The sequence below is a fragment of the Vibrio sp. D420a genome (assembly GCF_030248625.1).
Lineage (GTDB): Bacteria > Pseudomonadota > Gammaproteobacteria > Enterobacterales > Vibrionaceae > Vibrio > Vibrio fortis_A.
In genome coordinates, this window is record NZ_JAHGAN010000002.1 from 62,033 (window position 1) to 87,145 (window position 25,113).

The window sequence follows — 25,113 nt, forward strand, 5'->3', positions numbered from 1 at the left end:
TTACGTTCAAAGAGCTAAGCCTGCTAGGAAGAAGTACGATGAATATTAAAGAGTTTTCTAACTTGGTGGGTTTGTCTGCTCATACGTTACGGTACTACGAGAAAATCGGTTTGCTGAAAAATGTTCAGCGCACCTCTAGTGGACATCGTGCTTATACATCGAAGGATCAAAAGTGGATAGAGTTTGTGGTGCGTCTAAAAGAGACTGCTATGCCACTTGAAGAGATTTTGGAATACGCAAGCTTGAGAGAACAAGGGGCAAGTACGTTGCAGCAGCGCCAAGCCTTGCTGGAGAAGCATCAACAGAACCTCAAAGCTCATATTGAGCAACAACAGTCACATCTTACTGCATTAGAAAACAAAATCGATCTTTATAAAAACAACAAAGTTAGTTGACTTAGAGTGAACTCTAACTTGTAAGCTTTTCTCTTATTTGAACCAATAGGAGAACAACCATGGAAACATCACGTTTTGATAAAGGGCTCGAACTGCTTGGCAAGATTGATGGAGAAGCAGGGCAGAATGTTATCAAGAGCTTACAAGATATTTGCCCTGACTTAGCCAAATATACGATTGAGTACCCATTTGGTGATATATACGCACGTGAAGGACTTGATCTGAAATCCCGCGAAATCGCGACAGTTGCTGCATTAACAGCCTTAGGCAATTGCGCGCCCCAGTTAAAAGTACATTTGAATGCGGCACTCAATGTAGGGTGTAGTGAAGAAGAAATCAAAGAGGTGATCCTTCAGATGTCTGTGTACGCAGGTTTCCCTGCAGCTTTGAATGGCATGTTTGCGTTTAAGGAAGTTCTAACCGAACGTTATGAACATCAATTGATCTGATGCGTAACGCATGGCACTTTCATCAGTATTGAGCTTGTTGTTTCAGACCTGATGATTTAGGTTAGGGAGCTCAATTGCTTTATTTTCATACAGAATTGAGCGAATAAGAACATAAAACAAGGAGGTGATATGTTTCCGTTAGAGGTATTCATTACCTATACGCTGGCTTGTCTGCTGCTGGTGATCTCGCCGGGGCCGGACAATCTACTCGCTATTGGGAGAGGGTTAAGCCAAGGCCGAGTTGCCGCCATTATGTCTGGGTTATCGTCGGGTGCAGGGATCTTGTTTCACGTCGTAGCGGCTACGTTCGGCTTAACATTGCTTATTCAAACCTCTGAAGTGGCCTTCTACGTGGTGAAGCTGGTGGGTGCTGCTTACCTTGTCTGGCTCGGCGTAAAAGTGCTTCGTTCACGTAATCTGTTCTCATTAGAGCCAGCTAAAAAACAATCTCTGAAGGTGATATTTTCAACCGGATTCCTTTCTGCGGCCCTGAATCCAAAACCTGGCATGTTCGTGCTAGCTTTCGTTCCTCAATTTGTTAACCCAAGCTTGGGCTCTGTGACAATACAGATGATTGGTTATGGTGTGTGGTTTGCTTTGCTAACGGCAATTGGCTTTAGTTTGATGGGCGTGTTCTCGTCTCAGTTGTCTGAATGGTTCAGAAACAAACCTAAGTTGGTGTTGGGGCTTAATATTGGCGCAGGCGTTACCTTTGTATCATCAGGGCTGGCTGTGGCTTTCATGAAGCAGCGATAAGTGCTGTTGCAATAAGTACAGTGAATAGCAATGAATGAAAGAGGGCGTCGTAATGACGCCCTTTATGTTATTTAGAGACACTAAACGTGTCGTAATCACGCAGCAAAAATAGTGCGATACAAGCTGCGAGCATAGGCCATGAAGCGAAAAACAGTAAGTTATTGAACGGGTCCATATACTTACCAAAAGATGAGAACGTTGAGCCTGCATGAAGGACTAATATGGCACCATAAGTGTACTTCTTCCACAGACCTGCGATAAATGCGCCCAGAAATGCTAGCTGTGCGATGCCGAGAGTCATCATCATACCAATAGATATATCAATCCCATAAAAGCCAGACAGCACCTTTACCGCGTGTTCAGGAACAAGGATTTTATCCAAGCCCCAAAACAGAAATACGATAAAAATACCAATTCTCAGAAGCAGTAAACTAGTAGCCAATTTCGTTTGAAGTTTCTTTTCCATGATTTTCCTTTTGATGCACTTTACGGTGCAATGCTATGAATTACTCCCCAAAGCAGACCTACTGGTTTCGAGTTTTATTTCGAGGATTTTTGATGGTGTGTGTAACAAGGCATTTCATGGGTTGGATGAGGCGCGTAAAGGGGAAAACTATTGCTGATGTCATGCTGATGCTGTTGGGGAGTATGCGGCCGACAGTGAGCCGACATTTTTTAACTCGGATTAGAGTTCTGATACCTCTTGCGGTAGTCTGATCTATTCAATAAACGCAACGAAAGGAATGAATGCGCATGATCACTTGTTATGTTCGCTATGTGATAGATCCAAAGAAAGTAAAAGAGTTCGAAGAGTATGCCAAGATGTGGATACCGCTAGTGGAAAAATTTGGTGGTCAACATAATGGTTACTTCTTACCTTCTGAGGGAGCGAACAACATTGCGTTGGCACTATTCACCTTTGAGAGTCTGACGGCTTACGAAGATTATCGAATTAGATCTTTGAACGATCCCGAGTGTATTGAGGCTTTTGCCTTTGCCGACAAGGTGGATTGTATCATTAGTTATGAACGCAGCTTCTTCCGTCCGGTTCTGAAATAACAGATATTAGAACTCATATATTCACGATGGACATAGGAATCGAATAGGTATGGTAACAATCGAGCGACTAACCGAGGCTCAAATCGAGCTGGTAAAGCAAGTAAAGTTGGCGGAAGAACAAGTCAAGTTTGCAGGCACAGCAGAAGAATTCTTACAAGATGGTAGTGAGACGACTCATCTACATATTATTAAGCTAGATAATGAAGTTGTCGGATTTTTTAAGTTAGATATTGCCTATGGCGAAAGTTACGAGTTCTGTCCGGAGTCAGGTCTTGGATTAAGAGCGTTCGCATTAGATAAGAATCAACAAGGTAAAGGGCTGGGTACACGTGCTGTAAAAGCTCTGTTTCCGTATCTAAAAGAACAGTATTCCTCATTTGAGTTTATCTATTTAACCGTAAACCTGAAGAATCCTGGTGCGATTGCTTGTTATGAAAAGGGTGGTTTTGAAAAGACTGATGATCTATATCTCGGAGGCGCTGCGGGCCCGCAACATATTATGCGTGGGTGGATACTGGCTAAGGATAAAAACACGAATAGCCTTCAACATATTTAGTAATAGACACTACTAAGTAGAGTATAAATTTGGCTTTAAGTCACTAATTTTAAAGACTTAGATTGACGCTCTCTGGGAGGTGTTGTTGTAATCGCAGCTTTAGAATTATAAAACAGGCTTAAAGTATACAAAATGGAAATAACTCAAAAGAAAGGTAGGAACAAATACACGTTTAGCTTTGGTGATGGCAAACTGAATTACGCTTATCAAGAAAAGTCAGGGAAAGGAGATGTTGATATTTATTATGGCGATATCCCCAAAAAAACGTCGGAGTTTATCGAGGAGAATGAATGGCTAAGAAACGTAGGTGCTCTTTGGTTGCTACTTGGCATCGGACAAACTGGTTATAGCACCTACTTAGAAGGTGCCTTGAAGCTAGATCTTTTATGGATCGTAGTAGGTGCGTTATGTTTGATGTGGTCTCAACTCTCCAAAATCACCTATACCGTATATAGAACAGAAGAAGCAAGCTTGTTTGTCATTCAGGATGGAAAGCACGATGACGTTGTGAAAGAACTGATGACTAGAAGAAAAAAACAGCTCCTAGATTGGTATGCTGATATCAACATGGATAATACCCTACCTCAAGAAATCAATAAGTTTAAATGGCTTTCTGAGCAAGGCGTTTTGACTGAAGAAGAGTCTAAACAAAAGATCGAAGAAGCAAAGTTCTATCATCAATCGGACTCAAACCAAGAGCGTTTATTGAATTAGAAACGTGCAAATTTGTGGCATCAATGCGGTTGGTGCCCACTAATCCAAGTTATTCAAACTCTCTATTTGAACTCTAAGCCATCAAACAGATATGAAATGGCAGAATCGCAGTACGTCATTGATAGTTCGCCGGATAAGAAAAAGGAAAAAATCATTGGAAAATTCAGGAAAACCATGGGTTTGCAACTTTGGTATACGAATTTTCGCACTTATCATCGATTCGTTAATTCTTGGTGGTGTAGGGTTCGTCTTAAGTAGTTTCTTTGAACAGCAGTTTATTCAGCTCGGCGATCTCGCATGGGTTGTTGGGGCGCTTGTATCTATCTCTTACTTTAGTCTTTTTAACAGTTCGTTATTAGGGGGACAAACCTTAGGTAAGAACGCCACCAACATAAAGGTTGTTGATGCCAATAACAAAACACTAAGCTTTCCAAGATCTTTAGCAAGATACTGCATTTTCTCAATTCCTTACTATCTTGGGAGTGTAACCGCCAGTAGTGAGATGATGCTGCCTTTTACTGATACGATTGTCTCGTTTCTGGTAATAGCTGTGTTCTTTGGGACAGTTTACCTTTATATCTTCAATAAAGTGACGCGTCAGACTTTGCATGACGTCATCGTTGGGTCATTCGTAGTTAATCTAAATAGTGCACCCGCCGTAGCCCCGACGAAAGTGTGGAAAGGACACTTAATCATTATTGTTACGTTAGCATCGTTATTGACAGTCGTTCCTGCATTTTTCTCAGAAGAGGAGACTGTGGATCGTTTAACTGTTACGCAAGAGATTTTGAATGACTTTGATGTTGTTTCATCATCTTACGTTGCGTCTGGGACACGTCATTTCAGTTCTTCAGAAACAGGCTCTAGAACTACAACGTACGTAGATGTGAGCGTAACTCTGGTAGAAGACGATGTTCTCAATGAGTCTATAGCTCAAGCAATTGCTCAGGAAGTGGTTTTTAGTTATCCAGAATCTATCGATAAGGATGTAATGAATGTGACTCTTTCCTATGGCTACGATATTGGCATTTGGTCTAATTGGAATAGCAAAACATATCGTTTTAACCCCAAGGAATAGTAATGCTTCGTAGGACCACGTACTACTAGTATTGGTTGTGCTTTTTAGGTTCTGCCATCGAAGAAGCCGGTTAGGGCATCTTCGATAACAGGGCAATGTTAGAAACGATGGCGTCAGTTTACTTTTAAACTGGCGCTTTTCGTTTCTAGGTTAGTCACGCTCAAACGCAGTGAAAGCGTAGTCTTGGTGTAGGCTTGCTTGATATTCACCACTTTCGATTTGTTCAACTAGTACATTTGAATCGCCTAGACGTACGTTACGTACAAAGTGATGTTGATTCGTTGGTAGTGCCGCTTTAAGTTCTTGATTGCTCATTGTGTTTAGTGAAGAAGCAAACTCTTCAGCAGCGCTTTGTGCTTGTTCTTGAGTCGTATAAACGCCCACATTTAGGTCGGCTTCACGATCAATTTGAACCCAAGAAGATGAAGCGAAAGAAGCTGAAGTGAATGCTAGAGTTGCTGCAAGAGTAATAATGCGTTTCATAGTGTAATCCTCAAATAATTTGTTTTCTTGAGGCGCTTTGCCTCGGTACAACGCCATTATTATGCAAAACATAAGTGTGATAAATATCACATTGCTCTTTTCACTGATGCCAAAAATACACGAATAAAAACTTGGTTTTCCATTTTTTGCCCCAAATGTGGCTGAGTTTTGAACGTTGAAGGGTTGGCTTGATGTACTTTATAGATCTTATATCAACGATTGTATGGTGAGATCGTCTTGTGATAATAAAGCTACAGGTATACGCTCGTTATAACCGTAATATTTATTTACTCTGTATATGGGAGGTATAAGATTGGCAGAGATGGGAAATTAATGGATAAAAAAAGAGCAGCAATAAATTGCTGCTCGAATCTTTCGGAGTTAATAAGTAACTTTCAAAGGCAGTGGGGAAAGTCAACGAAGAAGATAATAGTTTAAATACAGTGGATTGTCTCGATAATAAATAGCCATACATTGTGGTAATAATTGCATGAAACTTTATTAAAATAAAAAAAGCCCACAATAAGTGGGCTTTTGGTTAGCTGCTTTATATTAGAACGAGTAGCGAAGTGCTAATGCTAAAACATCATCTTCACCATCTACGTCAGTGATCTTGTACTCAGCAAGTGTTTTGAAGTTAGGGGTTAGGTTGTACTCACCACCTAGCGAGTAGTAATCAACTGTCTCTACGCCGTCTTTCTCTAGGTTGTTGTAACCGATAAGAGCGTTAAGCTCTTCAGTTACCTGATAAGTAACGACTGCTTCAATACCTTCGTAATCAACACCGTTGTCAGAACCGTCTTTTTCCCAGTTCTCGCCATCGCTGAACAGCACTGCAGCGTACAGATCTTCATAAGTGTATGAAACTGCTGCCGTTACAAGCTCAGAATCCGCACCAGCTGCAGCGCCTTCACCTTCGTTGTAGCCCAGTGCCACTTTTACGCCGAATGGCAGTGCGTAGTCTGCTGCAATGCCGTATGAAGAGGCATCAGTTGAAACTTGATCGTTTTCGCCTTGGTAGCTTACGTGTACGTTAAGCGCATCGTAAGAACCTGTTGCCTTGAATACAGAATCTGAACGGCCGGTACCGAATAAATCAGCACTTACGCCTGCAGCTTCGTTACCAAACTCTGGGAAAATATCTGTGTAATCAGACACTAGTGTTACTGCACCAAATTGGCGACCGTAACTTACAGCCCAGAATTCAGAGCCCACACCTACGTAACCTTTACGTACGTCGAACTCGTCATCGTTATTCGCATCGCTGTTAGATTTGAATTGCAGTTCGTACAAACCGAACGCGTACAGGTCATCATTGATTTGAGATTTACCGTCTAGGCCAACACGGATGTAGCTTTGGTCTCCGTCGATGTTTTTATCGCTAGAAAAGTAGTAAGCACCTTGAGCTCTGCCGTGAATATTCAGTTCAGTTTCTGAATCAGAGTAAACTTGTGCTGCATTAACTGCAGAGCCAAAGATTGCGGCACCAATCGCCAGCGAAATGATTTTCTTATCCATATTTTAATTACCACTACATTGTGTTTGAAGTCGAAGTAATTATCTATACACATGGATTATTTAAAAGTGAGTAATTATCAATTCACTATGGTAAATAATAAGCGCAAGTATTTGGCATAAACTATTCTATTTTGTTATTTGTCGAACAATTATACAAAGTGGTATGTGTTCGGTTACAACAAACGGAAAGTGCTTTGCTACAATAAATGTAATTATATTTTTCCTCTCAGTAATATGATGCTAGAGAGAAGAAAAGAATAACCGAAGAATTCCAGCCCTTCTTCAACCAGTGTTTTTATATCTCTGTTGTAGCCGTCCCCTAAAAACTCCATCCAGAACCCTTTATAGCCAGCAATACGAGAAAATATAAGGAACATAAAAACACCGATTATCCAAACAAGGAAACTATCGGTTGCTGTAAACCGTTTCGCAGCAACAACTACGCTTTTTCGGTGGGAGAACATTTGATAGGCGATTGTTGCTATTATGGCACTAGCGGGAACCTTCCAAAAGCCGTGGAATAGGAACAGCTCAAATACTTGGTCAAGCTCTCTCGACACAAGTAGTAGCATGAGCAGCGCATGAATTTTCAATATCGATGAAAAGGCACGACTTTCTTGGGCTTTAACGTAACTAATTAGCGCGGTACCTAAGAGGATAGTAACTTGGCTGATCTCAAGTACAGAGCTCTCTTTGGTGTGAGAGTCAAAGTGAATACTAATGTAAGCGACGACTAGTGTGAGTACGAAGCTATGTAAAATAATGAATGTATCAAAGACGCGGTCGCCGCGTCGCTGGTCATAAGTAGGGCAGATGTATTGCATTGTGTGAATCCAGAAGGTTACCAAGCGAAAGAGTAAAGTGATGGGCCGTGTTATAAGTAGGTTTCCCATATCGGTGTTGAGCCGATTTCGCTCTGCACAGATTCGATAAACAATTTAGCCAAGGGTTGTTGGTTTCTATGTGAATACATAGCAAAAATTTCGCTATGACTTGATAATTGATATTCAGGCAGAAGCTGTACAAGCCCTTGTTTTTCTATATCTTCTTGTAGCATGAATTGCCCAATCAGAGCATAGCCGAGGCCGTCTTTTACCGCATCCATGATCAAATCAGTTTCGTTTACTTTGTATTTGGCATTCATGTTAAGGGTTTTGATTTCTCCGTCCTGCTCATCGTCAACAATTCTAATTTTGTCAGATAGAAAAGACTCACTTGAGTAAACAACAGCCGGTAGCTGTATCAACTCTTCTGGCGTTTGCGGATTGCCGTGTCTTGCTAAGAACTCTTTCGACGCAATAATGGCCAACTTATTAGTCGCGAGTTTACGTACAATCATGTTGGAGTCGCGAATGGGGCCGATACGAAAAACGACGTCATAACCTTCGCTGATCACGTCAACTTTATGGTCAGACAATAAAACTTCAACGGTGATGTGAGGGTACTTGTTCATGAAGCTTTTAACGGCTTTTTTTAAGTATGTTCGGCCAAAAAACGATGAGCTCGAGATCTTTAGATGACCGCGTGGTTCAGCGTGAAAAGTATCTGCAAGCTTTTTGGTCTCGGTCAGCAGCTCTCTTACTTTCTTGGCCTGCTGTACCATCTCTTCGCCAGCGTTGGTGAGTGATAGTGATCGGGTAGAGCGATTGAGTAGTCTTAACCCTAAGCTGTCCTCTAATTTTTTTATCTGCTTAGATAGCGCGGAACGGTCAATGTGGTTTCTATCGGCTGCTTTTGCAAAGGTGCCATGTTCAGATACGTCGAGCAGTAGTTCCAGTTGAGTCGCTAAGTCCATGCTCACACTCCTAGTCATATTTTTGTAATTAGATGTGATGGAGAGCGCATTTTACAAAACCTATTCGCAAAAATTATGGTTTTATTAGCACTTCACTAGTGCGATTTATGCACTAGTTGCGATTTTGATAAACTATATTGCAAATCGTCCGCTAAACTGTGCAAGGAGTACGCTATCTAGCGTTGGCTTAGACATGTTGGTTATTTTGTAGAATAAAATACGATAATAGAGTGTTCATTTATTCATATGATTCGAGCCTAACTCCCAGCTCTGAGCGATAGTTATGAATAGAAAATCTGACTACTCGTGCAAATTTAGCACTACTAAATGTTTAATTAGAGACTTCATCGCACGGCTTTATCTTCCTAGAATAAAGAGTCTGTGTGCAGGTTGAGTGAAAAGGAATCGTTACGTTGGGGTGAGATTTAGCGGTAACCACGTTGGCTTTAGTTCAGCAGCCCTAGTGATCTCGCCACTAGAGCTGTGAGCATTGAGTTGTTGAAGCGGACAATGCTATTTCTTCTGTGAAAACATGTTTCTAGAAAACATGTCATTAATGGTTTGTTGCGCTAGCTCGGTTATTCGGTTGAGATTTTGCTGTTTCTCATTTTCTAACTGATCTTTACGGCGCTTTGCGTTTCTATCTTGTTTGGGTTTGTTGGACTGCACTTAACCCCCTTGCGAGTCGTTTTCTCGCTTGCGTTGCCTAAACCTTGAGCAATCGTCTCATGAGTTAATCGTGAAGATTAGGGTAACAGTACTTACAACTGTTTTAGGTATTACCTAATAATTTATAAATTACTTCGTCTGTCCGGTTCATACTACTAATGACAGGCATCAGAGTTTGGAACAAAAATGGATTTAGCAACTCGATTAGAGCTTCTATTAGAAGTGTCTAAAGCTGGCTCTTTTGCCAAAGCGGCAGATAGGCTCAACGTTGATCGTTCTGTTTTATCAAAGCAGGTTAAACAACTGGAAGAGCACTTGGGTGTTAGGTTGATCAATCGAACAACACGTTCACTTTCGTTGACTCATGTAGGAAAACAGATCGTAGAACAAGCAGTGAAAGTGAGTGAATTGCTTGAAGAGACGGAAAAGATAGCGGCGTGTTTCTATAAAGAACCTATTGGTAACCTTCGCATCTCGAGTACCACACTGTTTGGCCGTCGGTTTTTACAAAAAGCGGTTGAGGAGTTTCTCACTCGTTACCCAAGAGCGTCGATTGAATTGATATTAGATGATAGTCGTGTTGATTTGGTGGGCGAGGGGTTTGACATTGTTTTCCGTATTGGCCCAATGAGAGATTCATCGATGATTGCCAAGAAGCTTGCTGAAAACAAAACAGCGATAGTTGCTTCAGAAACGTTTATTGCTAAACATGGCATGCCGCGCTGTCCTGAAGAGCTAACTATGTTACCAAGCATTATGTATTCACATGGTGGCTTTGTGCTCGACAAGGTGCAGTTCTATCCAGAAGATAACACTGGAGATCTCGAAACGTACGCCCTTAAAGGCAACTACCGAGTGAATGAGCCTGAGTTGATTGTTGAAAGTGTAAAAGCTTCACTTGGGTTTGCTCAAATAGGTCAGTTTATGTTGAGTGAAGGTTTGGCCGAGCAAGGCCTAGTGCAGCTGTTACCAGAACGCGAAATCCCATCTTTTGGCGATATCTACGCTATGTACACTCATCGAAAGCAGTCGCCACTTGTTTTGGCCTTTATTGAGATCGTTCAAGAGATCATCGGCACACCACCAAGTTGGGAAAAGCACTTTGCTTGAAGAGTATGAGCAAACATGCAATTTTCTTTATGATGGCTATTGACCTCAAGTTAACTTGAGGTCTTATTCTCTCTTTAAATATACAAGGAGAGAATGTTATGCAGAATGATTATATCAAAGCCCTAGCGGTCAAAACCTACCAAGAAGAACGTACACGAGAGTACGTCATATCTAAGAAACGCCCATTCCATCCACCGAGCTTTACGTTTGGGTTTATCGTTGCACTGATGTTTGTTCAGCTATTCTAGTTCTAAAGTTAAACCAATTGATATTTGGTAAATGTACTTACATATCAATTTGTTAGTGGTTGGAGTTGAATTAACACCAAGAAAGTTATATAACGCTCGTAAATTTATAAATGTTATCAATTGCATATCATTAATCATTTCATGGGTACTTTAGAAGTACAGTTCAAATCCTTAGACCTGCTACTGCTTCAAGACACCAATGTCTTGTAAATGAACATTGATACTTGGCATTTTGAGGGCGAGCCATGCTAGGGCAAATTGAAGGGACTGAAGTGAAAATCGCATCTAGGTGGTCGCGCTTTTGGGCGTGGTTTATTGATGGGTTAGTTGCTTGCGCCTTGATGATTCCACTGTTTTACTTTGAGCCGACACGAAACCTGATGTTTTCGAATGATGTCTTAGGGCTGGTTTCTACATACATTTTATCAGCATTTTTATACTTGTTATGTCATGGCTATCTGCTGCATAAGTACGGTCAGACCATTGGCAAGAACGTGTTTGAGATAGCGATGTTTTCGACTGACAGCCATCAACCTTTAAGTCTATCGAAATTCATTTTCATGAGGTGGGTACCGTTTTCCCTAATTATATTACCCGCTAGGTTGTACGAGATTTTTCCGACTGTGGAACTGTTTAAGTTACTCTCGTTATTGGCAATACTTGTAGCAGCCATGAATATTCTGTTGATTTTTGGGAAACAGAAGCGGTGTTTACATGACAGACTCGCTGGTTCTTTGGTTGTTGATGTTTCAAAACCTAGAAAGATTGATTTTAGCGAAGCCTAGAGACCTAAATAGGTAATCACCTACCACTATTTTAAGCGGTTTATCTGGCTCATATCTGAGCTTGGGTAAGCCGCTTTAATTCTTTGTGCTTGGTGGATGTTCACGAGTAGGCGATTAATAAGCTTCTGTAATGGCTCAATTTCTGGCAGCTTCTGATTCTTGGCTTGAGTTTCCAAATCCAAAGCTTGATTCGAGAGCGTGTTGAGCCCCAAGTTGAGCGCCATTCCTTTGATTGAATGGAGTGTTCTTTGCAACGAAATGAGTTCTTTAGCCATGAAAAATTCTATCAAGCGATCGACGGATTCTTCGAACTCCAAAATTGTAGAATCAACGATTTCAGTTAATGCTTCGTTGTCTTCTTGCAACATCCGTATTATTTCAGATTGGCTGATCTCTTCTTCGGTAAGTCTTAACTTCTCGATAGGTTCTCGGTGTAGCTTAATGACATTACTGCTTCTGTCATTTACCGCTTTATCTCCTATGACCATGTTTCGTTGTTTAGGTAATTTAGAGGCAAAGTGATGTAGGGCATCTAAGAAGCTCTCTTGCTGAAGCGGTTTGGTTAAGACGTGATCAGCACCAGCCTCAATAAAACTATCATGCGCTTCACGAAATACATCGGCAGTGTAGGCGAAGATTAAGACGTTTAGTCCCAAGGTTTCGCGGATATATCGGGTGGCTTCAATGCCGTTCATCTCCGGCATGTGATTGTCCATCAATATAAGATCAAAGCGTTCTGTCTTCAGGCAGTTTATTGCAACAATGCCGTTCTCAGCCAGTGACACATGGTGCCCGTAATTCTCGCAGAAGCCTTTGGCGACAATCGCATTTACGCGATTATCTTCTACAAGCAAAATGTTCAACGGTGCTGTATCAACAGGAGTTAAAGAATCTGGTAAGTATGATTCTTTAGCGAGTTCAGTTTCTCGCCAAGTTATTGGGATAGTGATTTTGAAGCGCGTGCCCAGTCCAGGAGCACTATTAAGGTTTATTTCACCTGACATAAGGTCAACGAGATTTTTGACGATGGCCAACCCAAGCCCTGTGCCACCAAATTCCCTCGTTGTCGACGTGTCAGCTTGTTCAAAGGAGTTGAAAATATGTGTGTGCTTATCTTCGGGTATACCGATACCGGAGTCTGTGACGGTAAGTACCAGTTTTGATGTTGCTTGGTTTAAAGAAGCTTGAATCAGTACATGTCCTTCGTTGGTGAATTTAGTCGCATTACCTCCGAGATTAAACAAGATCTGACGTAAGCGAGCGCGATCACCAAGTAATTCGATATTGTTAGGAATTTCGTTTTCAATCAGTAAGCGAATACCTTTTTCATCCGCCATCGGTTGTATTGCACTGCAAACCGGTTGCAACACTTGATTAAAGTTAAATGGCGCAACTTCCAGTTCCAGTTTGTTCTCTTCAACCTTTGAAAAATCCAAGATGTCGTTGAGGATGGTCATCAGGTGTTGGCCAGAGTCCAAGATGATATCTATGTTCTCTTTGGTGGCAGGTTCTTTAGTGTGTGAAGCGATAATTTGTGATATGCCAAGTACACCATTCATCGGAGTTCGGATCTCATGGCTCATCGTAGAGAGAAACTCACTTTTGGCTTTAACCGCGGCTTCCGCTTTCCTTCTTTCTTCTATTAAGGCTTGGTGCGAAGAGCGCATATCTTGTTCATTTTTGACCAAGCTGAGGGCCATTTTTTGGAAACTGTGCGTTAACTGGGCAACCTCATCTTTTCCTAGAAGGTTAGGGCTAGTGTTAAGTGTATTTGCCCCTTCACTTAAATGTCCTTCGGAAACTTGCTGTGTTGCTTCGAGCAAGCAAGTGATACGGTTTCTGATTCTGTTGGATGACCAAACCGCGATTAACAGCGATACAGAGACAGTAAAGAGAGCTCCACCAATCAGAACATATGTCGTTTGTATCGCACTGTTGTCAGACTTAACCACGCGGATGTCGATGAGCTCGCTTTCGATTTTGATGAATTGCGCGATCTCTTTTCGGATCTCGTCGATAATGGTTTTCCCCGTCTGTTTTTGCGCAAACTTGATCACGCTGAGCATCGAAGCTTCGCCTTGGTCGACAAGTTGGCGCTGGGCGATCTCCTTTTCTCCAGACTCTTTAAGCCATCTCTCTAACAAGGCATCGACTCTATACAAGCGTTCAACTTGAGGTGGATTATCGTCGACTTGTTTGGCTAATGTAGTGACTTTGTCTTTCCAAACAGCCAAAGCAAGATGGTAAGGCTCAAGGAATTCGGTATCGCCGGTGAGCAGGTAGCCTCGTTGTCCTGTTTCCATGTCAACGACTAAACTCAGTAATTCTTGGGCACGTGCGATTGCTTTATGAGTGTGAACGACCCAGTGGTTATCTTTCACCATGGATTGAGTGTTTTCATAGACTGATAGGGACACAAGTAACATGAACATGATGGGAATACAGAAACTGACAAATAGTTTCTTTTGCAGGGATATGTTGTCGAACCATGCAGCATACATGAAGAATATTGCCTCAAACCGTTTGCTATATTGAAGCAGTGTAGAAGAGAAAAGTAAAAATGTTAGGTGTTAAAGTGCATATTGGTGCGGTAGATCAGATTTAACCTCAAAAATACTCCTTTAGTGTAAGAGAGGATGGATGGAGATCGTCATCACGATGAAATCTAAAGAGTTTAGATTGAGCTTGGATATGCGAATTTCTATAGGTTATGAATGCCAACTGGTACGATGATTTAATAATTACCTGTCTTTTTATAAATTATTCGCATGTCTTGTAACAAATTGTAATCATTCATGTTAGCATTTGTACGTTATACAACTACTCACTATGCAAAGATTGGAACCGTAACAATTAGTGATGGCTTTCAACGTAAAACACAACATTATAAAAACACAAAAATGAATACATATTTCTTCGCTAAGCAAGCGATTTTTAAGAAAGACAGATCAGTTTTCGGCTATGAAGTTTTATTTAGAAAATCAGGTAATGAACCATTAACATCTATTCCAGATAATGCAACTGATTCAATAATAAGTGGCAGTTTAGCATTGAGTCCGGTGACTCGAATAGATACTCAAAAGTACTGGTTTTTTAACTTCTGTGAACAAGATATGTTGAACAGAACCTATCGCATACTTCCCAAACAAAAGGTATGCCTAGAGGTATTAGAGACAACCGTGCCATCAAAGGCTCTCATCCAAGAGATTAAGGCGGCAAAAGCACTCGGATATCGAATCGCGTTTGATGATTTCTCACCGGAGAACCCTTGGCGTAAATACCTTCCTCTCGCAGATATTATTAAGTTTGATCTCACCAAAAGTGACTTAGATTATATTGAAACAGTGATGAGTGTGTGTGATCACCCGTGTCTATACCTGGCAGAAAAAGTAGAAACAGAAGAAGAATTTAATCAATGTGTTGATATAGGGATGGATCTCTTTCAGGGTTATTATCTAGAGAGGCCTCAATTACAAGAATCTGATAATTTGTCACCAAGACAGTCAACATTATTTAACATACTTGAGAAAGTTAACTGTAAAAATGCCAATAAACATCAGATTGAGAATGAAATAAAGAAAGACGTCAGCACATATATTAGTATTATAAAAATGGCGAATGATATTAGTGTAAAAATATCGAAGCCAATCGTGAATATAAAACACGCAATTAACTATTTAGGACTGTATAAGATACAAGTTCTCGTTTCTACTATTATATCTTCTGAATTGTGTAGTAATGAATACCTTTATGATAAAGCGATAAACAGAGCCAAAATGTTTGAGTTCTTGTGTCGAAAATCGAATAATCGAGAAATGAGCCAGTGTGGTTTTTTCATCGGATTAATAACGATACTTGATGAAATTACTCATAACAATGGTCAGCGAATTATCGACTCTATTAATATGGAGCCTAGAGTGCGTGAGCAGATCAAATACAGAAAAGGTGAACTGGGTGAGGTATTGAGCCTTGTCGAATTACTAGAAAGTTCTGGTACATATCTGGAAGAGCTTCCGACCAATATTACCGATACAACGGTTGACGACGTTCAAGCGATGTACAATCGGATCTATATCTAATGAAAGAGCGCTAATTTGATTAGCGCTCTTTTTCTATCTCACAGTGTATTGATTACTATCGGTTGTTAAACGATAGTGCGAGCCCATTTAGGTTATCCGCAGATACTGTGAGCTCTTGAGAAAGTGTTGACAGTGCTTCAGCTTGGGCGAGATTGCTTCGAGATGCGTCATTGATGCTCATGATATTTGTGCTGATATCTTCGGCAACGGCTCCTTGTTGCTCGGCTGCGGTCGCTGTTTGTAATGCGATATCAGAGATCTCATTTAATGAGTTAGACATCGCAACTACTTTCGTCTCTGAGTGTTTAGTCTCTTGCATACACACGTGGCTTACGTTCTGATTTTCAAGCATTTTGTCTTGAAGCTCGTGCAAAGAGGTCTGTATGCGCCCAATCGTCTTTTGGATGTGTTCGGTAGCATCGTGAGTACGGATGCTTAACGCTCGAACTTCATCAGCAACGACAGCAAAGCCTCGACCAGCACTTCCAGCTCTGGCTGCTTCTATTGCTGCGTTAAGTGCGAGCAGGTTGGTTTGTTCTGCAATGCCTTGAACCTCAGAGATAATGGCATTTATCTGCTCAGATTCACTAACAACCTTGGAAGCCACCAGTGTCGATTGCTCTACTTCTTGCGTCATCGTTTCGACTTTCTGACGTGTGATTCCAATGGAAGACAACGCTTCCTGACAGTGAGACTCGGCAATTTTAACCTGTTCAGATGTTTGCACGCAGTTCTTAGCGACATCTTGAATTGTTTGAGTCATCTCTTCGATTGCGACTGAAACTGCCTCTAGCTCTTGTGTTTCACGCGCGATATTAGACTGAGATTGCGCGGAGGACTTATTGACCTCTTCGGCACTGGAACGAATGGACAATCCTCGATCTGTTACGCGACCTAAGATAGTGCGAACTCGCCCTTGTTCAATCTTTAAGTGGTAATCGGTGGCATTGTTTCTGTTAGTGCTGAATACAAGGCGAGAGACGCTGTCGTAGTCATTAGCGCGCTGTTTCTGCTCTGATGGATTTGATACCAACTCACGATAGTAGAGCGAGAGTAAAAACGCCGGTGTCGCAAGATTGAATAGGGGGGAACTGGTAAAAGCAAGATAAGTAAATGCTGCGCCAGCAAGCAAACCAGATGCCAATTTTAGGTTCTGAAATCGACCTACTTGAACGTTGAGCGATGGTTTTTGGTTTAGCTTCTCGTATGCCTCAATAGCGCGTTTTTTATATCGGTTTTCTAAATGTACGCGTACAGATTGGTAACCAACATGATCACCATTCTCATATATGGGACAAACAAAGGCATCTACCCAATAATAACCGCCATCTTTAGTGCTGTTTTTTACGGCACCTCGCCAAACTTCACCTTGTTTTAAATGTGACCACAAATCAGCGAATGCTGCTTTCGGCATATCTTTGTGTCGAACGATATTATGATGTTGTCCTAATAATTCCTCTTTAGTAAAGCCTGCTATTTCACAAAAGATATTATTGACGTATGTAATTCGACCGTTTAAGTCTGTCGTTGAGATAAGCTCTGCACCTACAGGTACATGGACTTCTTGGTTTATAGTCATTGTTATTGAAGCTCTTTATTAATAATTTGTTACACGCGGATATTAATTTATAAAATCATTCATTTGAATTATGAATTGCGTTTTAAGTGTGACCTTGCTTCCATTGGTTGGGCGTTGTTATTAATTGAACTGATATTTAACCATGGTATTAACATGGTTATTTTGCGTAAGATTGGGTGGTGAAATTTGAAGCAAAAAAAAGAGCACAAATATGTGCTCTTAATAAATCTAACTGACTAATTTATAGAGTTAAAACACTACTTCTTTCGATCAGAGTAGGCTCTAATTCTACGACTTGAGGATAAACTTCTGGAGACTCCAAACGACTCAACAGAGTGTCAACAGCCGCTTTACCTAGCCGATGTTTTGGCTGGTGGATGGTCGTTAATGCTGGGGTCATGTATTTCGATAAGTGGATATCATCGTAACCGATCAGTGAAAGATCTTGTGGTACACGTAACCCATCTTGCGCAGCAGCGTGAATCACACCCATAGCCATCATATCGTTGCAAACGAATAGGGCACTTGGCAGTCTTCCACGGCTTTTTAGCGTCTGAAATGCATCAAAGCCGCCGTCACACTCAAAGTTAGACTCAACGATCCAGTCTGCATGAACTTTAAGGTTGGCTTCACTCATGGCTTGTTTAAAGCCTTCGTAACGTGAAGAGGCTTGATTACGATGAAGAGGGCCTGTAATACAACCAATCTCAGTATGACCGTTATCAATAAGGTGTTGGGTAGCCATGTAACCGCCTTGGTGGGAGTTATCTTGGATCTTATCGCTTGCGAACAGCATTGGCCCCCAATCCATAACAACAACAGGCAACTCTGGGTAGCGCTCAAATACGTCTAAATGCTCACCTTCTAGTGTTGAGCACATCAACATTAAACCATCGACACGCTTCTGGAGCAGTGTGTCGATAGACGATTTCATACGCTCACTGTCGCCCTCTGTATTACAAAGTATGAGATTGTAGCCTTTCTCATAGCAACGTCGCTCTACGCCCTTTACCACTTCACCGAAGAATGGGTTCGTTGAGGTAGTCACCAACATACCGATCGTTTTTGTCTGCTTCATTTTAAGGCTGCGAGCAAGGGCCGAGGGGGCATAGTTAAGCTCTTTTGCCGCTTTGTTGACGCGCTCTGCGATTTCGTCGCTCACAAATCGAGACTTGTTGATCACATGGCTAACGGTAGAGGTTGAAACCTTGGCAAGTTTAGCGATGTCTTTCATTGTTGCCATAATAATTCCTTGTGGTGCTGTTCGTTCCACTTTGGGCGATATTTTGCCTTAAAACAGAGGGTTGTGCGCAACAAATTATTTAAAATTTATTACGCACTAGCCGAGACACTTGTCGTCATGAAGTGTGTAATTACCCTAGCTGGTCAGCTAAAAATGCATCTGTTTCTTGACGTGACGGTATTGATGTTTGTGCACCAAAACGTGTCACTGAAATAGCCGCTGCAGCATGTGCGAACTTAATCGCCTTCTCTAGTGGCATCTCTTCAAGTAAGCCAGTGACCAATGCGCCATTAAATGTATCACCTGCGGCGGTGGTATCCGTCGCTTCTACTCGGAAGCCTGGAATCAATTCTCCTTGATTACCTTCACCACTATGGCTTAGCCAAACACCTTTCGCACCAAGCGTGATCATCACGGTTTCAATGCCTTTGTCATGCAGAGCAAGTGCTGCTTGGTGTGCAGATACGTCATCGGTCACGGTAACGCCAGTTAAGACTTCTGCTTCCGTTTCATTTGGTGTAATCACGTCGATGCATGCAAGCAGTTCGTTTGATAGAGGGCGAGCTGGTGCTGGGTTAAGAATCACTTTAGTGCCGGATTCTTTTGCCACTTTTGCTGCGTACTCGATGCCTTCAATCGGCGTTTCAAGTTGCGTTAACAGGTATTTTGCGCCGCGAATCTTATCAAGATGTGGTTCGAGTTGCGCGCAGTCTAATTTGTTGTTTGCTTCAGCTGATAAACAGATACTGTTCTCACCGGTTGCGGATACTTGGATCATAGCAATCCCTGTTGGGGTATTTTCCGCAACAATCACACCATCGATATTGATACCGTCTTTCTCGAAATCTTGGCGGATGTTGACACCAAATGGGTCGTCACCAACACAGGCGATAAAACCGATATCTGCATTCAAGCGAGCCGCAGCAACCGCTTGGTTTGCGCCTTTACCGCCGGGAATGACCTGATAGTTTCCGCCAATCAGCGTTTCGCCTGGACGAGGGAAAGAGGGAACTTGCAGTACATGGTCAGCATTTACGCTACCTAAAACAATCAGTTGAGTCATGATACGAGCCTTATGATATATCGTATTTGAAAATGCATGGCTGTTTCTCATCACCGTCAACGGGTATCGAGAGACTGCGCAATGGGAAAGAGCTATGCACTGTCGTGATAGAAAGAAAGCGAGGGTAGGGGAACCCCCGCTGTTCTTAATTAAGAGTGATTATTTAGCAACAATTTTCAGAGGAACTGGTACGTACTCGTCAACTTTCTCGCCTTTCAGTACTTTGTCTGCCATTTCGATGCCAAGAGAGCCGATTAGGTCAGGTTGTTGAGCAACAGTTGCACCTAACAGACCACGATTAACGGCTGCAATACCATCGTCTGTGCCGTCAAAGCCAACGATCATTACGTCTTTACCAGAAGCTTGAACAGCGCGTAGTGCACCTAGAGCCATTTCATCGTTCTGAGCGAATACAGCTTCAACGTCTGGGTTAGCTGCAAGTAGGTTTTCCATTACGTTCAGACCTTTAGTGCGGTCGAAGTCAGCAGGTTGGCTTGCAAGAAGCTCAAGGCCGCTGCCGTTTACTGCGTTCATGAAGCCTTCACCACGCTCACGTGCCGCAGATGTACCAGCAATACCTTCAAGTTGGATTACTTTCGCTTTCTCGCCCACTTTTTCCATGATGAAGTGACCCGCCATTTCACCGCCGATAACGTTGTCTGAAGCGATGTGGCTCACTACATCACCACGGCTTGCACCACGGTCTAGAGTCAGTACAGGGATGCTTGAACGGTTAGCCATGCGAATCGCGTTAGATACAGCATCTGAATCTGTTGGGTTGATCAGGATAGCCTTAACACCACGAATGGTTAGATCTTCAATGTTCGATAGCTCTTTGCTTGGGTCGTTTTGAGAATCAAGAACGATAAGCTTGTAGCCTAGCTCTTCTGCTTTCGCTTCCGCGCCATCTTTCATTGTTACGAAGAACGGGTTGTTCAATGTAGACAGAACGATAGCCATTGTGTCTTGCGCTTGAGCAGACACAGAAACCGTTGTTGAAAGTAGAGCAGCAGAAATTAGAGTTGCTAATTTTTTCATGGTGTAAGTCCTTTGTGTAGGGTGAGCTAGAAGGTGAGTCCTAGCTCGTTGTTATATTATTAATTTATTAAGGTGTTACGTTGACTCAAACTAGAGCCGTTTAATGTGTTACTTGTTTTTGTTATCAACCAATACCGCCAGAAGAATAACCACTGCTTTTGCAATCATCTGGTAGTAAGAAGAAACGTCTAATAGGTTCAGTGCGTTGTTCAGGAAGCCGATAATCAGAGCACCAATCAGTGTGCCCATGATGCGACCACGACCGCCGGCTAAGCTTGTACCGCCAAGTACAACGGCTGCGATAGCGTCTAGTTCATAGCCCATACCCGCTGTTGGCTGTGCTGAAGAGAGACGAGAAGCAACGATTATGCCTGCTACGGCAGCAAGTAGACCACAGATGGCGTACACACCGATTTTTACTTTGTCTACGTCGATACCCGATAGGCGAGTTGCTGATTCGTTACCACCTAGTGCGTAAACGTAGCGACCAAAGCGAGTGTGGTTAAGTAGGTACCAAACAGCAGCGAATACAACTGTCATGACCCATACTGGAACTGGGATGCCCATTGCGTAGCCTGTACCAAACCAAGCAAACGCGTCTGCTGTGTCAGTAAAGCCAGTAGAAATTGGACGACCATCGGTGTAAACCATGGTCACACCACGTAGAAGCGTCATGGTTACTAGGGTTGCGATGAAGGCTTGAACCTTACCTTTCGCGATGATCACACCACTGATTGCACCTAGCGCAGCACCTGCTACTAATGCCGTTGGGACTGCAACCATCACAGGAACTTCCATGCCAATCATACTGGCTGCGAAAGCACCACAAAGTGCAAGTACTGAACCGACGCTCAGGTCGATGCCGGCAGTCAGAATAACCAGTGTCATACCTACCGCGATGATGGCGTTAACTGATGTTTGGCGCAGGATGTTGAGGATGTTGTCGACGGTAAAAAAGTTTGGGTTTAAGAAAGAAACAACGACAATCAAAAAGATCAAAGCGATCAGTGATTTTTGTTCAATCAGCCACTCTTTGCTCAGTAGAGACTTCTTTGCTGGTGTTTCAGTTGTTTTGCTCATGGTATTAGTACTCATGCTGCGTCCTCGTTGATCTTTTTACCGACCGCACACGCCAGTAATAATTCTTGGTTTGCTTCTTTAGCGTCAAATTCGCCACTCACGCGGCCTTCGTGCATCACCATGATGCGGTCACTCATTCCCAAAACTTCCGGCATTTCAGAAGAGACAAGGATGATACTCATTCCGTCAGCCTTGAATTTGTTAATAAGCTGGTAAATCTCTTTTTTCGCACCGACATCGACACCACGGGTTGGCTCGTCGAGAATCAGGACTTTAGGTTTGGTCATCAAGCCTTTAGCGATGGCCACTTTCTGCTGGTTACCCCCAGATAGGTTGCCAATGATTTGCTCGCGAGTAGGGGTCTTGATGTTGAATAGCTTGATGAAGTCATCCACCGCGATCACTTCGTCTTTGTGTTGGATTTGCGCGCCTTTGGTCAGGATGTCTAGAGAGCAAAGAGACATGTTCTCTTTCACCGACAGACCAAGTACTAGGCCATCACCTTTACGGTCTTCAGAGATGTAGGCGATGCCATTAGCAAGGCCATCTCTTGGACTCGCTGGGTTTATTGTCTTGTTATCTAAGTTAATGACGCCGCGTTCGCTAGGTAGGGCACCGTAGATCACCTTCATCAGTTCAGTGCGACCTGCACCCATCAAACCAGACACGCCTAGGATTTCGCCGCGTTTTAGCGTGAAGCTAACGTCGTGTACACCAGAGCCTGTTAAGCCAATAACCTCTAAACAAGTCTCACCGTGAGTTGGTTCGATACGTGGGTACTGTTCGTCTAGCTTACGGCCTACCATCATTTCGATAAGGCCATCTTCGTTGGTGTCTTTCACTTCACATTGACCAATGAATTTGCCATCACGCAGTACGGTAATGTCATCACAAATCTCGAAGATCTCTTTCAGTCGGTGAGAGATGTAAACAATGCCACAGCCTTCATCACGCAATTCGTTAATCACTTTGAAAAGAGATTCGGTTTCCGTATCAGTAAGGGCATCAGTTGGTTCATCCATGATGATGACCTTAGATTCAAACGATAGGGCTTTCGCGATCTCTACCATCTGTTGCTCACCAAGGCTTAGCTCGCCCAGTGGTGTTTTAGAACTGTGTTTTACGTTTAGGCGTTTCAGTAGTTTGTCGGCTTCTTGGTACATTTCGTTCCATAGAATTCGGCCCAACGTTCCAGTGATTTCACGACCTAGAAAGATGTTTTCCGCAATCGTCAGTTCAGGAATCAGGTTTAATTCTTGGTGAATAATACTGATACCCGCTTGCTGAGAATCGCGTGGGCCTTTAAATGCCGCTGGCTGACCTTGGTAGTGAATGGTGCCACCATCAAGGTGGTAGATACCCGTCAACACTTTCATTAAGGTCGATTTACCTGCGCCGTTTTCGCCCATCAACGCCATAACGCGTCCTGGGTAAACGTTGAGGCTCGCTTTATCCAAGGCTTTTACACCAGGGAAAGCTTTCTCAATTGAGTTAAGTTCTAAAATGGCTTGAGTCATGTGGTTTCCTTTACTCGGGGCCAGGTTGTTTGGTTCGCTTAAAAAGTTACGCCAGCTTGAAAGATGACATTTGCATAAGGGGTACATTCGCCCGTACGTATTACAGCGCGACTCTCATTGGTGCGTTGTTTGAATTCGTCATGGCTTACGTAGTTAATCGCGATAGTTTTGCCGCAACGTGCTTCTTCCTTTTTGAGTTGGTCAATCAGCACCGCGTGATGTTCTGGACTTACTTGCGCAAACTCTTCGGCGATAACCACGCCTTCGATTTGAGATTCATCAAGCATGGTTTTTACGGTTTGTGCAAAGCTTGGTACGCCATGTGTAAGCGCTAAATCGATACGGCGCACGTGATCGGGGATCGGCAGGCCCGCATCACAGATAGTGATTTCATCAGTGTGACCTAGAGTCGCCACAAGATAAGAAAGATCGGAATTAATTAGAGTACTTTTTTTCATAACACTACCTATTGGGCAATTTTTCGATGTCGGAACAGAGATAAGAAAACACCATCGAAACGTTTCGATAAGAATAATAGTGTTTGAATGATGAAATGCACGAATCATTCAGAAAGAGTGTGATAACGATCATCGAAACGTTTCGATGGTGCCGAAAAGATTGAATTGGATCACGTAAGTGATAGTTGTATCAGTATGGTGTGGGGTTAGTTGATGGTGAACGATTAGGTCAATTCTCATGCCCTAATATGTTTGAATCACTTTATTTCGATTTGGGTTGAAAGAGGAGTATAGAAAAGTCTAAAGGAATATAAATGTTTAAATTTCATATGGTTATGATCGATTTCTTATTAAAAATAGACTTGGTTATAAAACGGTGTGCTCGTCGTTTATTTTTTTGAAGGCTTTGTTGGTAGGTTGCAGCGCTTACTTAATCAACTAGGAACTCTTTATGAAAATTCAATTCCTGCTTGCTGCAAGCTTGCTACCACTCAATGTTCACGCTTCTGATTCACCGTTTTATCTAGGCGTTGGTGTGGGAGAGACAGATTTCGATGATGGCGGGTGGGCTGAAAAAGAGTCGGACCCAATTTGGTCAGAGACTGACGGTCAGACATATAAAGTGTATGGCGGCTTTAAATTAAATCAAAATATCGGCTTTGAAGGGCAGTATACCAATTATGCTGATACGGTTTACCGATCGCCAAAGTATGCAGGAAAGGTAACTGCTGCACTCGCAAGTTATTCATTGGCAGCTAATGTAGGTTATCAGTTCAATATTGGTATTCGACCATTTGTCACTGTAGGTCTAGGTATGGTGGACCTACAAGCCACGTCACCTGGCGGCGGTTCGAATGACGAACAGGAAGCATTAATGAGATTAGGAGCTGGTGTTGAATACACTCACCCCGCTTTACGCCAAGTGACTTTTAGACTCGCTTATGAAAAGGATGAGTTTGATATTACATACCGTGGAGTGACTGAGTCATACAGTGTGGCGAGTGCTTACCTTGGGGCAAGTTTTAACTTCTAAGAGAGTATATTGAAAACATGAACAACAGGATGTGGCGCTTATCTGTGATTAGCGCATTAAGTTTATTGTCGTTTTGTCTGTCTGCTTCGTCGTTAAACGTTAAGTTAATTAATGGTGAGAGCAGGTTGGATTTAAATTTCGAAGTTCATCAAATGAACACTTGGCAGTCCACAGAAAAAGGCGACTGTACTTATTACAGTAAAGTAACCGAAAACTACTCTGATCGTGAACAAGCGTTTGTTAGCGGCTATCTCTTACAAGCAAGGTTGAGCTGCGTGTATGGGGAGCATAACAGTGATTATTATTTGTTACCCGAATTGTTTCTCAGCAAACACGGAAAAGCGGCTGTCTCATTTGGAGATGATGACAGCGTGACTTTTCATTATGAAGTGAGTTCGTCGTGAAGGC

Annotated in this window: 26 protein-coding genes; 13 read left to right on the top strand and 13 right to left on the bottom strand. The window is 42.4% G+C overall.

What is annotated here, in order from left to right:
• Positions 1-38: 38 nt before the first annotated feature.
• The 3 genes from KI743_RS01205 (at position 39) to KI743_RS01215 (ending at position 1,600) form a co-directional block, all read left to right on the top strand.
• A complete protein-coding gene (locus KI743_RS01205) occupies positions 39-395 on the top strand; it encodes a MerR family transcriptional regulator (protein WP_285464365.1) in 357 nt (118 codons plus the stop codon).
• Positions 396-454: 59 nt separating this feature from the next.
• Positions 455-844 (top strand): carboxymuconolactone decarboxylase family protein, encoded by a 390-nt coding sequence (locus KI743_RS01210; RefSeq protein WP_285464367.1) that lies wholly within the window; start codon positions 455-457, stop codon positions 842-844.
• Positions 845-973: 129 nt separating this feature from the next.
• Complete coding sequence (locus KI743_RS01215; RefSeq protein WP_285464368.1) at positions 974-1,600, top strand: LysE family translocator; 627 nt, start codon at positions 974-976, stop codon at positions 1,598-1,600.
• A 67-nt stretch (positions 1,601-1,667) separates the two neighbouring features.
• Here the strand turns inward: KI743_RS01215 and KI743_RS01220 are convergent, their stop codons facing one another.
• Positions 1,668-2,066, bottom strand: a complete 399-nt coding sequence (locus tag KI743_RS01220; protein ID WP_285464369.1) for a hypothetical protein — start codon at positions 2,064-2,066, stop codon at positions 1,668-1,670.
• 287 nt (positions 2,067-2,353) lie between these two features.
• Between KI743_RS01220 and KI743_RS01225 the strand changes: the two genes are divergently transcribed.
• The 4 genes from KI743_RS01225 to KI743_RS01240 all read left to right on the top strand — a co-directional run bounded on the left by KI743_RS01225 (position 2,354) and on the right by KI743_RS01240 (position 5,007).
• A complete protein-coding gene (locus tag KI743_RS01225) occupies positions 2,354-2,659 on the top strand; it encodes an NIPSNAP family protein (RefSeq protein ID WP_150869770.1) in 306 nt (101 codons plus the stop codon).
• A gap of 49 nt (positions 2,660-2,708) precedes the next feature.
• Positions 2,709-3,215 (top strand): GNAT family N-acetyltransferase, encoded by a 507-nt coding sequence (locus tag KI743_RS01230; RefSeq protein ID WP_285464370.1) that lies wholly within the window; start codon positions 2,709-2,711, stop codon positions 3,213-3,215.
• 132 nt (positions 3,216-3,347) lie between these two features.
• A complete protein-coding gene (locus tag KI743_RS01235) occupies positions 3,348-3,929 on the top strand; it encodes a hypothetical protein (protein ID WP_285464372.1) in 582 nt (193 codons plus the stop codon).
• A 154-nt stretch (positions 3,930-4,083) separates the two neighbouring features.
• Positions 4,084-5,007: an RDD family protein gene (locus KI743_RS01240; RefSeq protein ID WP_285464373.1), complete on the top strand. Its 924-nt coding sequence runs from the start codon at positions 4,084-4,086 to the stop codon at positions 5,005-5,007.
• Between the two features lie 150 nt (positions 5,008-5,157).
• Here the strand turns inward: KI743_RS01240 and KI743_RS01245 are convergent, their stop codons facing one another.
• From KI743_RS01245 to KI743_RS01260, 4 genes are all read right to left on the bottom strand, one after another.
• On the bottom strand, positions 5,158-5,490 hold the full coding sequence (locus tag KI743_RS01245) for a DUF3316 domain-containing protein (protein WP_285464374.1): 333 nt from the start codon (positions 5,488-5,490) through the stop codon (positions 5,158-5,160).
• Between the two features lie 552 nt (positions 5,491-6,042).
• A complete protein-coding gene (locus KI743_RS01250; protein ID WP_285464376.1) occupies positions 6,043-7,008 on the bottom strand; it encodes a porin in 966 nt (321 codons plus the stop codon).
• A gap of 212 nt (positions 7,009-7,220) precedes the next feature.
• Positions 7,221-7,832, bottom strand: a complete 612-nt coding sequence (locus KI743_RS01255) for a hypothetical protein (RefSeq protein WP_285464378.1) — start codon at positions 7,830-7,832, stop codon at positions 7,221-7,223.
• A gap of 50 nt (positions 7,833-7,882) precedes the next feature.
• Positions 7,883-8,803 carry a LysR family transcriptional regulator gene (locus tag KI743_RS01260; protein WP_285464381.1) on the bottom strand — a complete coding sequence of 307 codons (921 nt, stop codon included), beginning with the start codon at positions 8,801-8,803 and terminating at the stop codon, positions 7,883-7,885.
• A gap of 855 nt (positions 8,804-9,658) precedes the next feature.
• On the opposite strand from KI743_RS01260, the gene KI743_RS01265 reads away from it, so the two are divergent.
• From KI743_RS01265 to KI743_RS01275, 3 genes are all read left to right on the top strand, one after another.
• Positions 9,659-10,582, top strand: a complete 924-nt coding sequence (locus tag KI743_RS01265) for a LysR family transcriptional regulator (RefSeq protein ID WP_285464383.1) — start codon at positions 9,659-9,661, stop codon at positions 10,580-10,582.
• Positions 10,583-10,680: 98 nt separating this feature from the next.
• Positions 10,681-10,830: a hypothetical protein gene (locus KI743_RS01270; protein ID WP_285464385.1), complete on the top strand. Its 150-nt coding sequence runs from the start codon at positions 10,681-10,683 to the stop codon at positions 10,828-10,830.
• A gap of 272 nt (positions 10,831-11,102) precedes the next feature.
• The gene (locus KI743_RS01275) at positions 11,103-11,615 is read left to right on the top strand and encodes an RDD family protein (RefSeq protein ID WP_285464386.1); all 513 of its coding nucleotides are present in this window, start codon (positions 11,103-11,105) and stop codon (positions 11,613-11,615) included.
• 26 nt (positions 11,616-11,641) lie between these two features.
• On the opposite strand, the gene KI743_RS01280 is transcribed toward KI743_RS01275, so the two are convergent.
• Positions 11,642-14,116 (bottom strand): CHASE3 domain-containing protein, encoded by a 2,475-nt coding sequence (locus tag KI743_RS01280; RefSeq protein ID WP_285464388.1) that lies wholly within the window; start codon positions 14,114-14,116, stop codon positions 11,642-11,644.
• Positions 14,117-14,410: 294 nt separating this feature from the next.
• On the opposite strand from KI743_RS01280, the gene KI743_RS01285 reads away from it, so the two are divergent.
• A complete protein-coding gene (locus KI743_RS01285) occupies positions 14,411-15,694 on the top strand; it encodes an EAL and HDOD domain-containing protein (protein WP_285464391.1) in 1,284 nt (427 codons plus the stop codon).
• A gap of 55 nt (positions 15,695-15,749) precedes the next feature.
• Here the strand turns inward: KI743_RS01285 and KI743_RS01290 are convergent, their stop codons facing one another.
• The 7 genes from KI743_RS01290 to rbsD all read right to left on the bottom strand — a co-directional run bounded on the left by KI743_RS01290 (position 15,750) and on the right by rbsD (position 23,672).
• Entirely contained in the window at positions 15,750-17,273 is a 1,524-nt protein-coding gene (locus KI743_RS01290) for a PAS domain-containing methyl-accepting chemotaxis protein (protein WP_285464393.1), read from the bottom strand.
• Between the two features lie 241 nt (positions 17,274-17,514).
• Positions 17,515-18,516: a substrate-binding domain-containing protein gene (locus KI743_RS01295; RefSeq protein ID WP_032552356.1), complete on the bottom strand. Its 1,002-nt coding sequence runs from the start codon at positions 18,514-18,516 to the stop codon at positions 17,515-17,517.
• Positions 18,517-18,646: 130 nt separating this feature from the next.
• Positions 18,647-19,579, bottom strand: a complete 933-nt coding sequence (gene rbsK, locus KI743_RS01300) for a ribokinase (RefSeq protein ID WP_285464397.1) — start codon at positions 19,577-19,579, stop codon at positions 18,647-18,649.
• Positions 19,580-19,738: 159 nt separating this feature from the next.
• The gene (rbsB, locus tag KI743_RS01305; RefSeq protein WP_032552358.1) at positions 19,739-20,617 is read right to left on the bottom strand and encodes a ribose ABC transporter substrate-binding protein RbsB; all 879 of its coding nucleotides are present in this window, start codon (positions 20,615-20,617) and stop codon (positions 19,739-19,741) included.
• Positions 20,618-20,725: 108 nt separating this feature from the next.
• The gene (rbsC, locus tag KI743_RS01310; RefSeq protein ID WP_285464400.1) at positions 20,726-21,712 is read right to left on the bottom strand and encodes a ribose ABC transporter permease; all 987 of its coding nucleotides are present in this window, start codon (positions 21,710-21,712) and stop codon (positions 20,726-20,728) included.
• Positions 21,709-23,214 carry a ribose ABC transporter ATP-binding protein RbsA gene (gene rbsA / locus KI743_RS01315; RefSeq protein WP_150869752.1) on the bottom strand — a complete coding sequence of 502 codons (1,506 nt, stop codon included), beginning with the start codon at positions 23,212-23,214 and terminating at the stop codon, positions 21,709-21,711. The genes rbsC and rbsA overlap by 4 nt, the downstream gene beginning before the upstream one ends.
• Positions 23,215-23,252: 38 nt before the next feature.
• Positions 23,253-23,672 carry a D-ribose pyranase gene (gene rbsD, locus KI743_RS01320; RefSeq protein ID WP_285464403.1) on the bottom strand — a complete coding sequence of 140 codons (420 nt, stop codon included), beginning with the start codon at positions 23,670-23,672 and terminating at the stop codon, positions 23,253-23,255.
• 451 nt (positions 23,673-24,123) lie between these two features.
• Here rbsD and KI743_RS01325 point away from each other — a divergent pair, with 451 nt between their 5' ends.
• Together KI743_RS01325 and KI743_RS01330 are read left to right on the top strand one after the other, a co-directional pair.
• Positions 24,124-24,705, top strand: a complete 582-nt coding sequence (locus KI743_RS01325) for an outer membrane beta-barrel protein (RefSeq protein WP_285464405.1) — start codon at positions 24,124-24,126, stop codon at positions 24,703-24,705.
• A gap of 17 nt (positions 24,706-24,722) precedes the next feature.
• Entirely contained in the window at positions 24,723-25,109 is a 387-nt protein-coding gene (locus tag KI743_RS01330) for a hypothetical protein (protein ID WP_285464407.1), read from the top strand.
• The last annotated feature ends 4 nt before the right edge of the window (positions 25,110-25,113 follow it).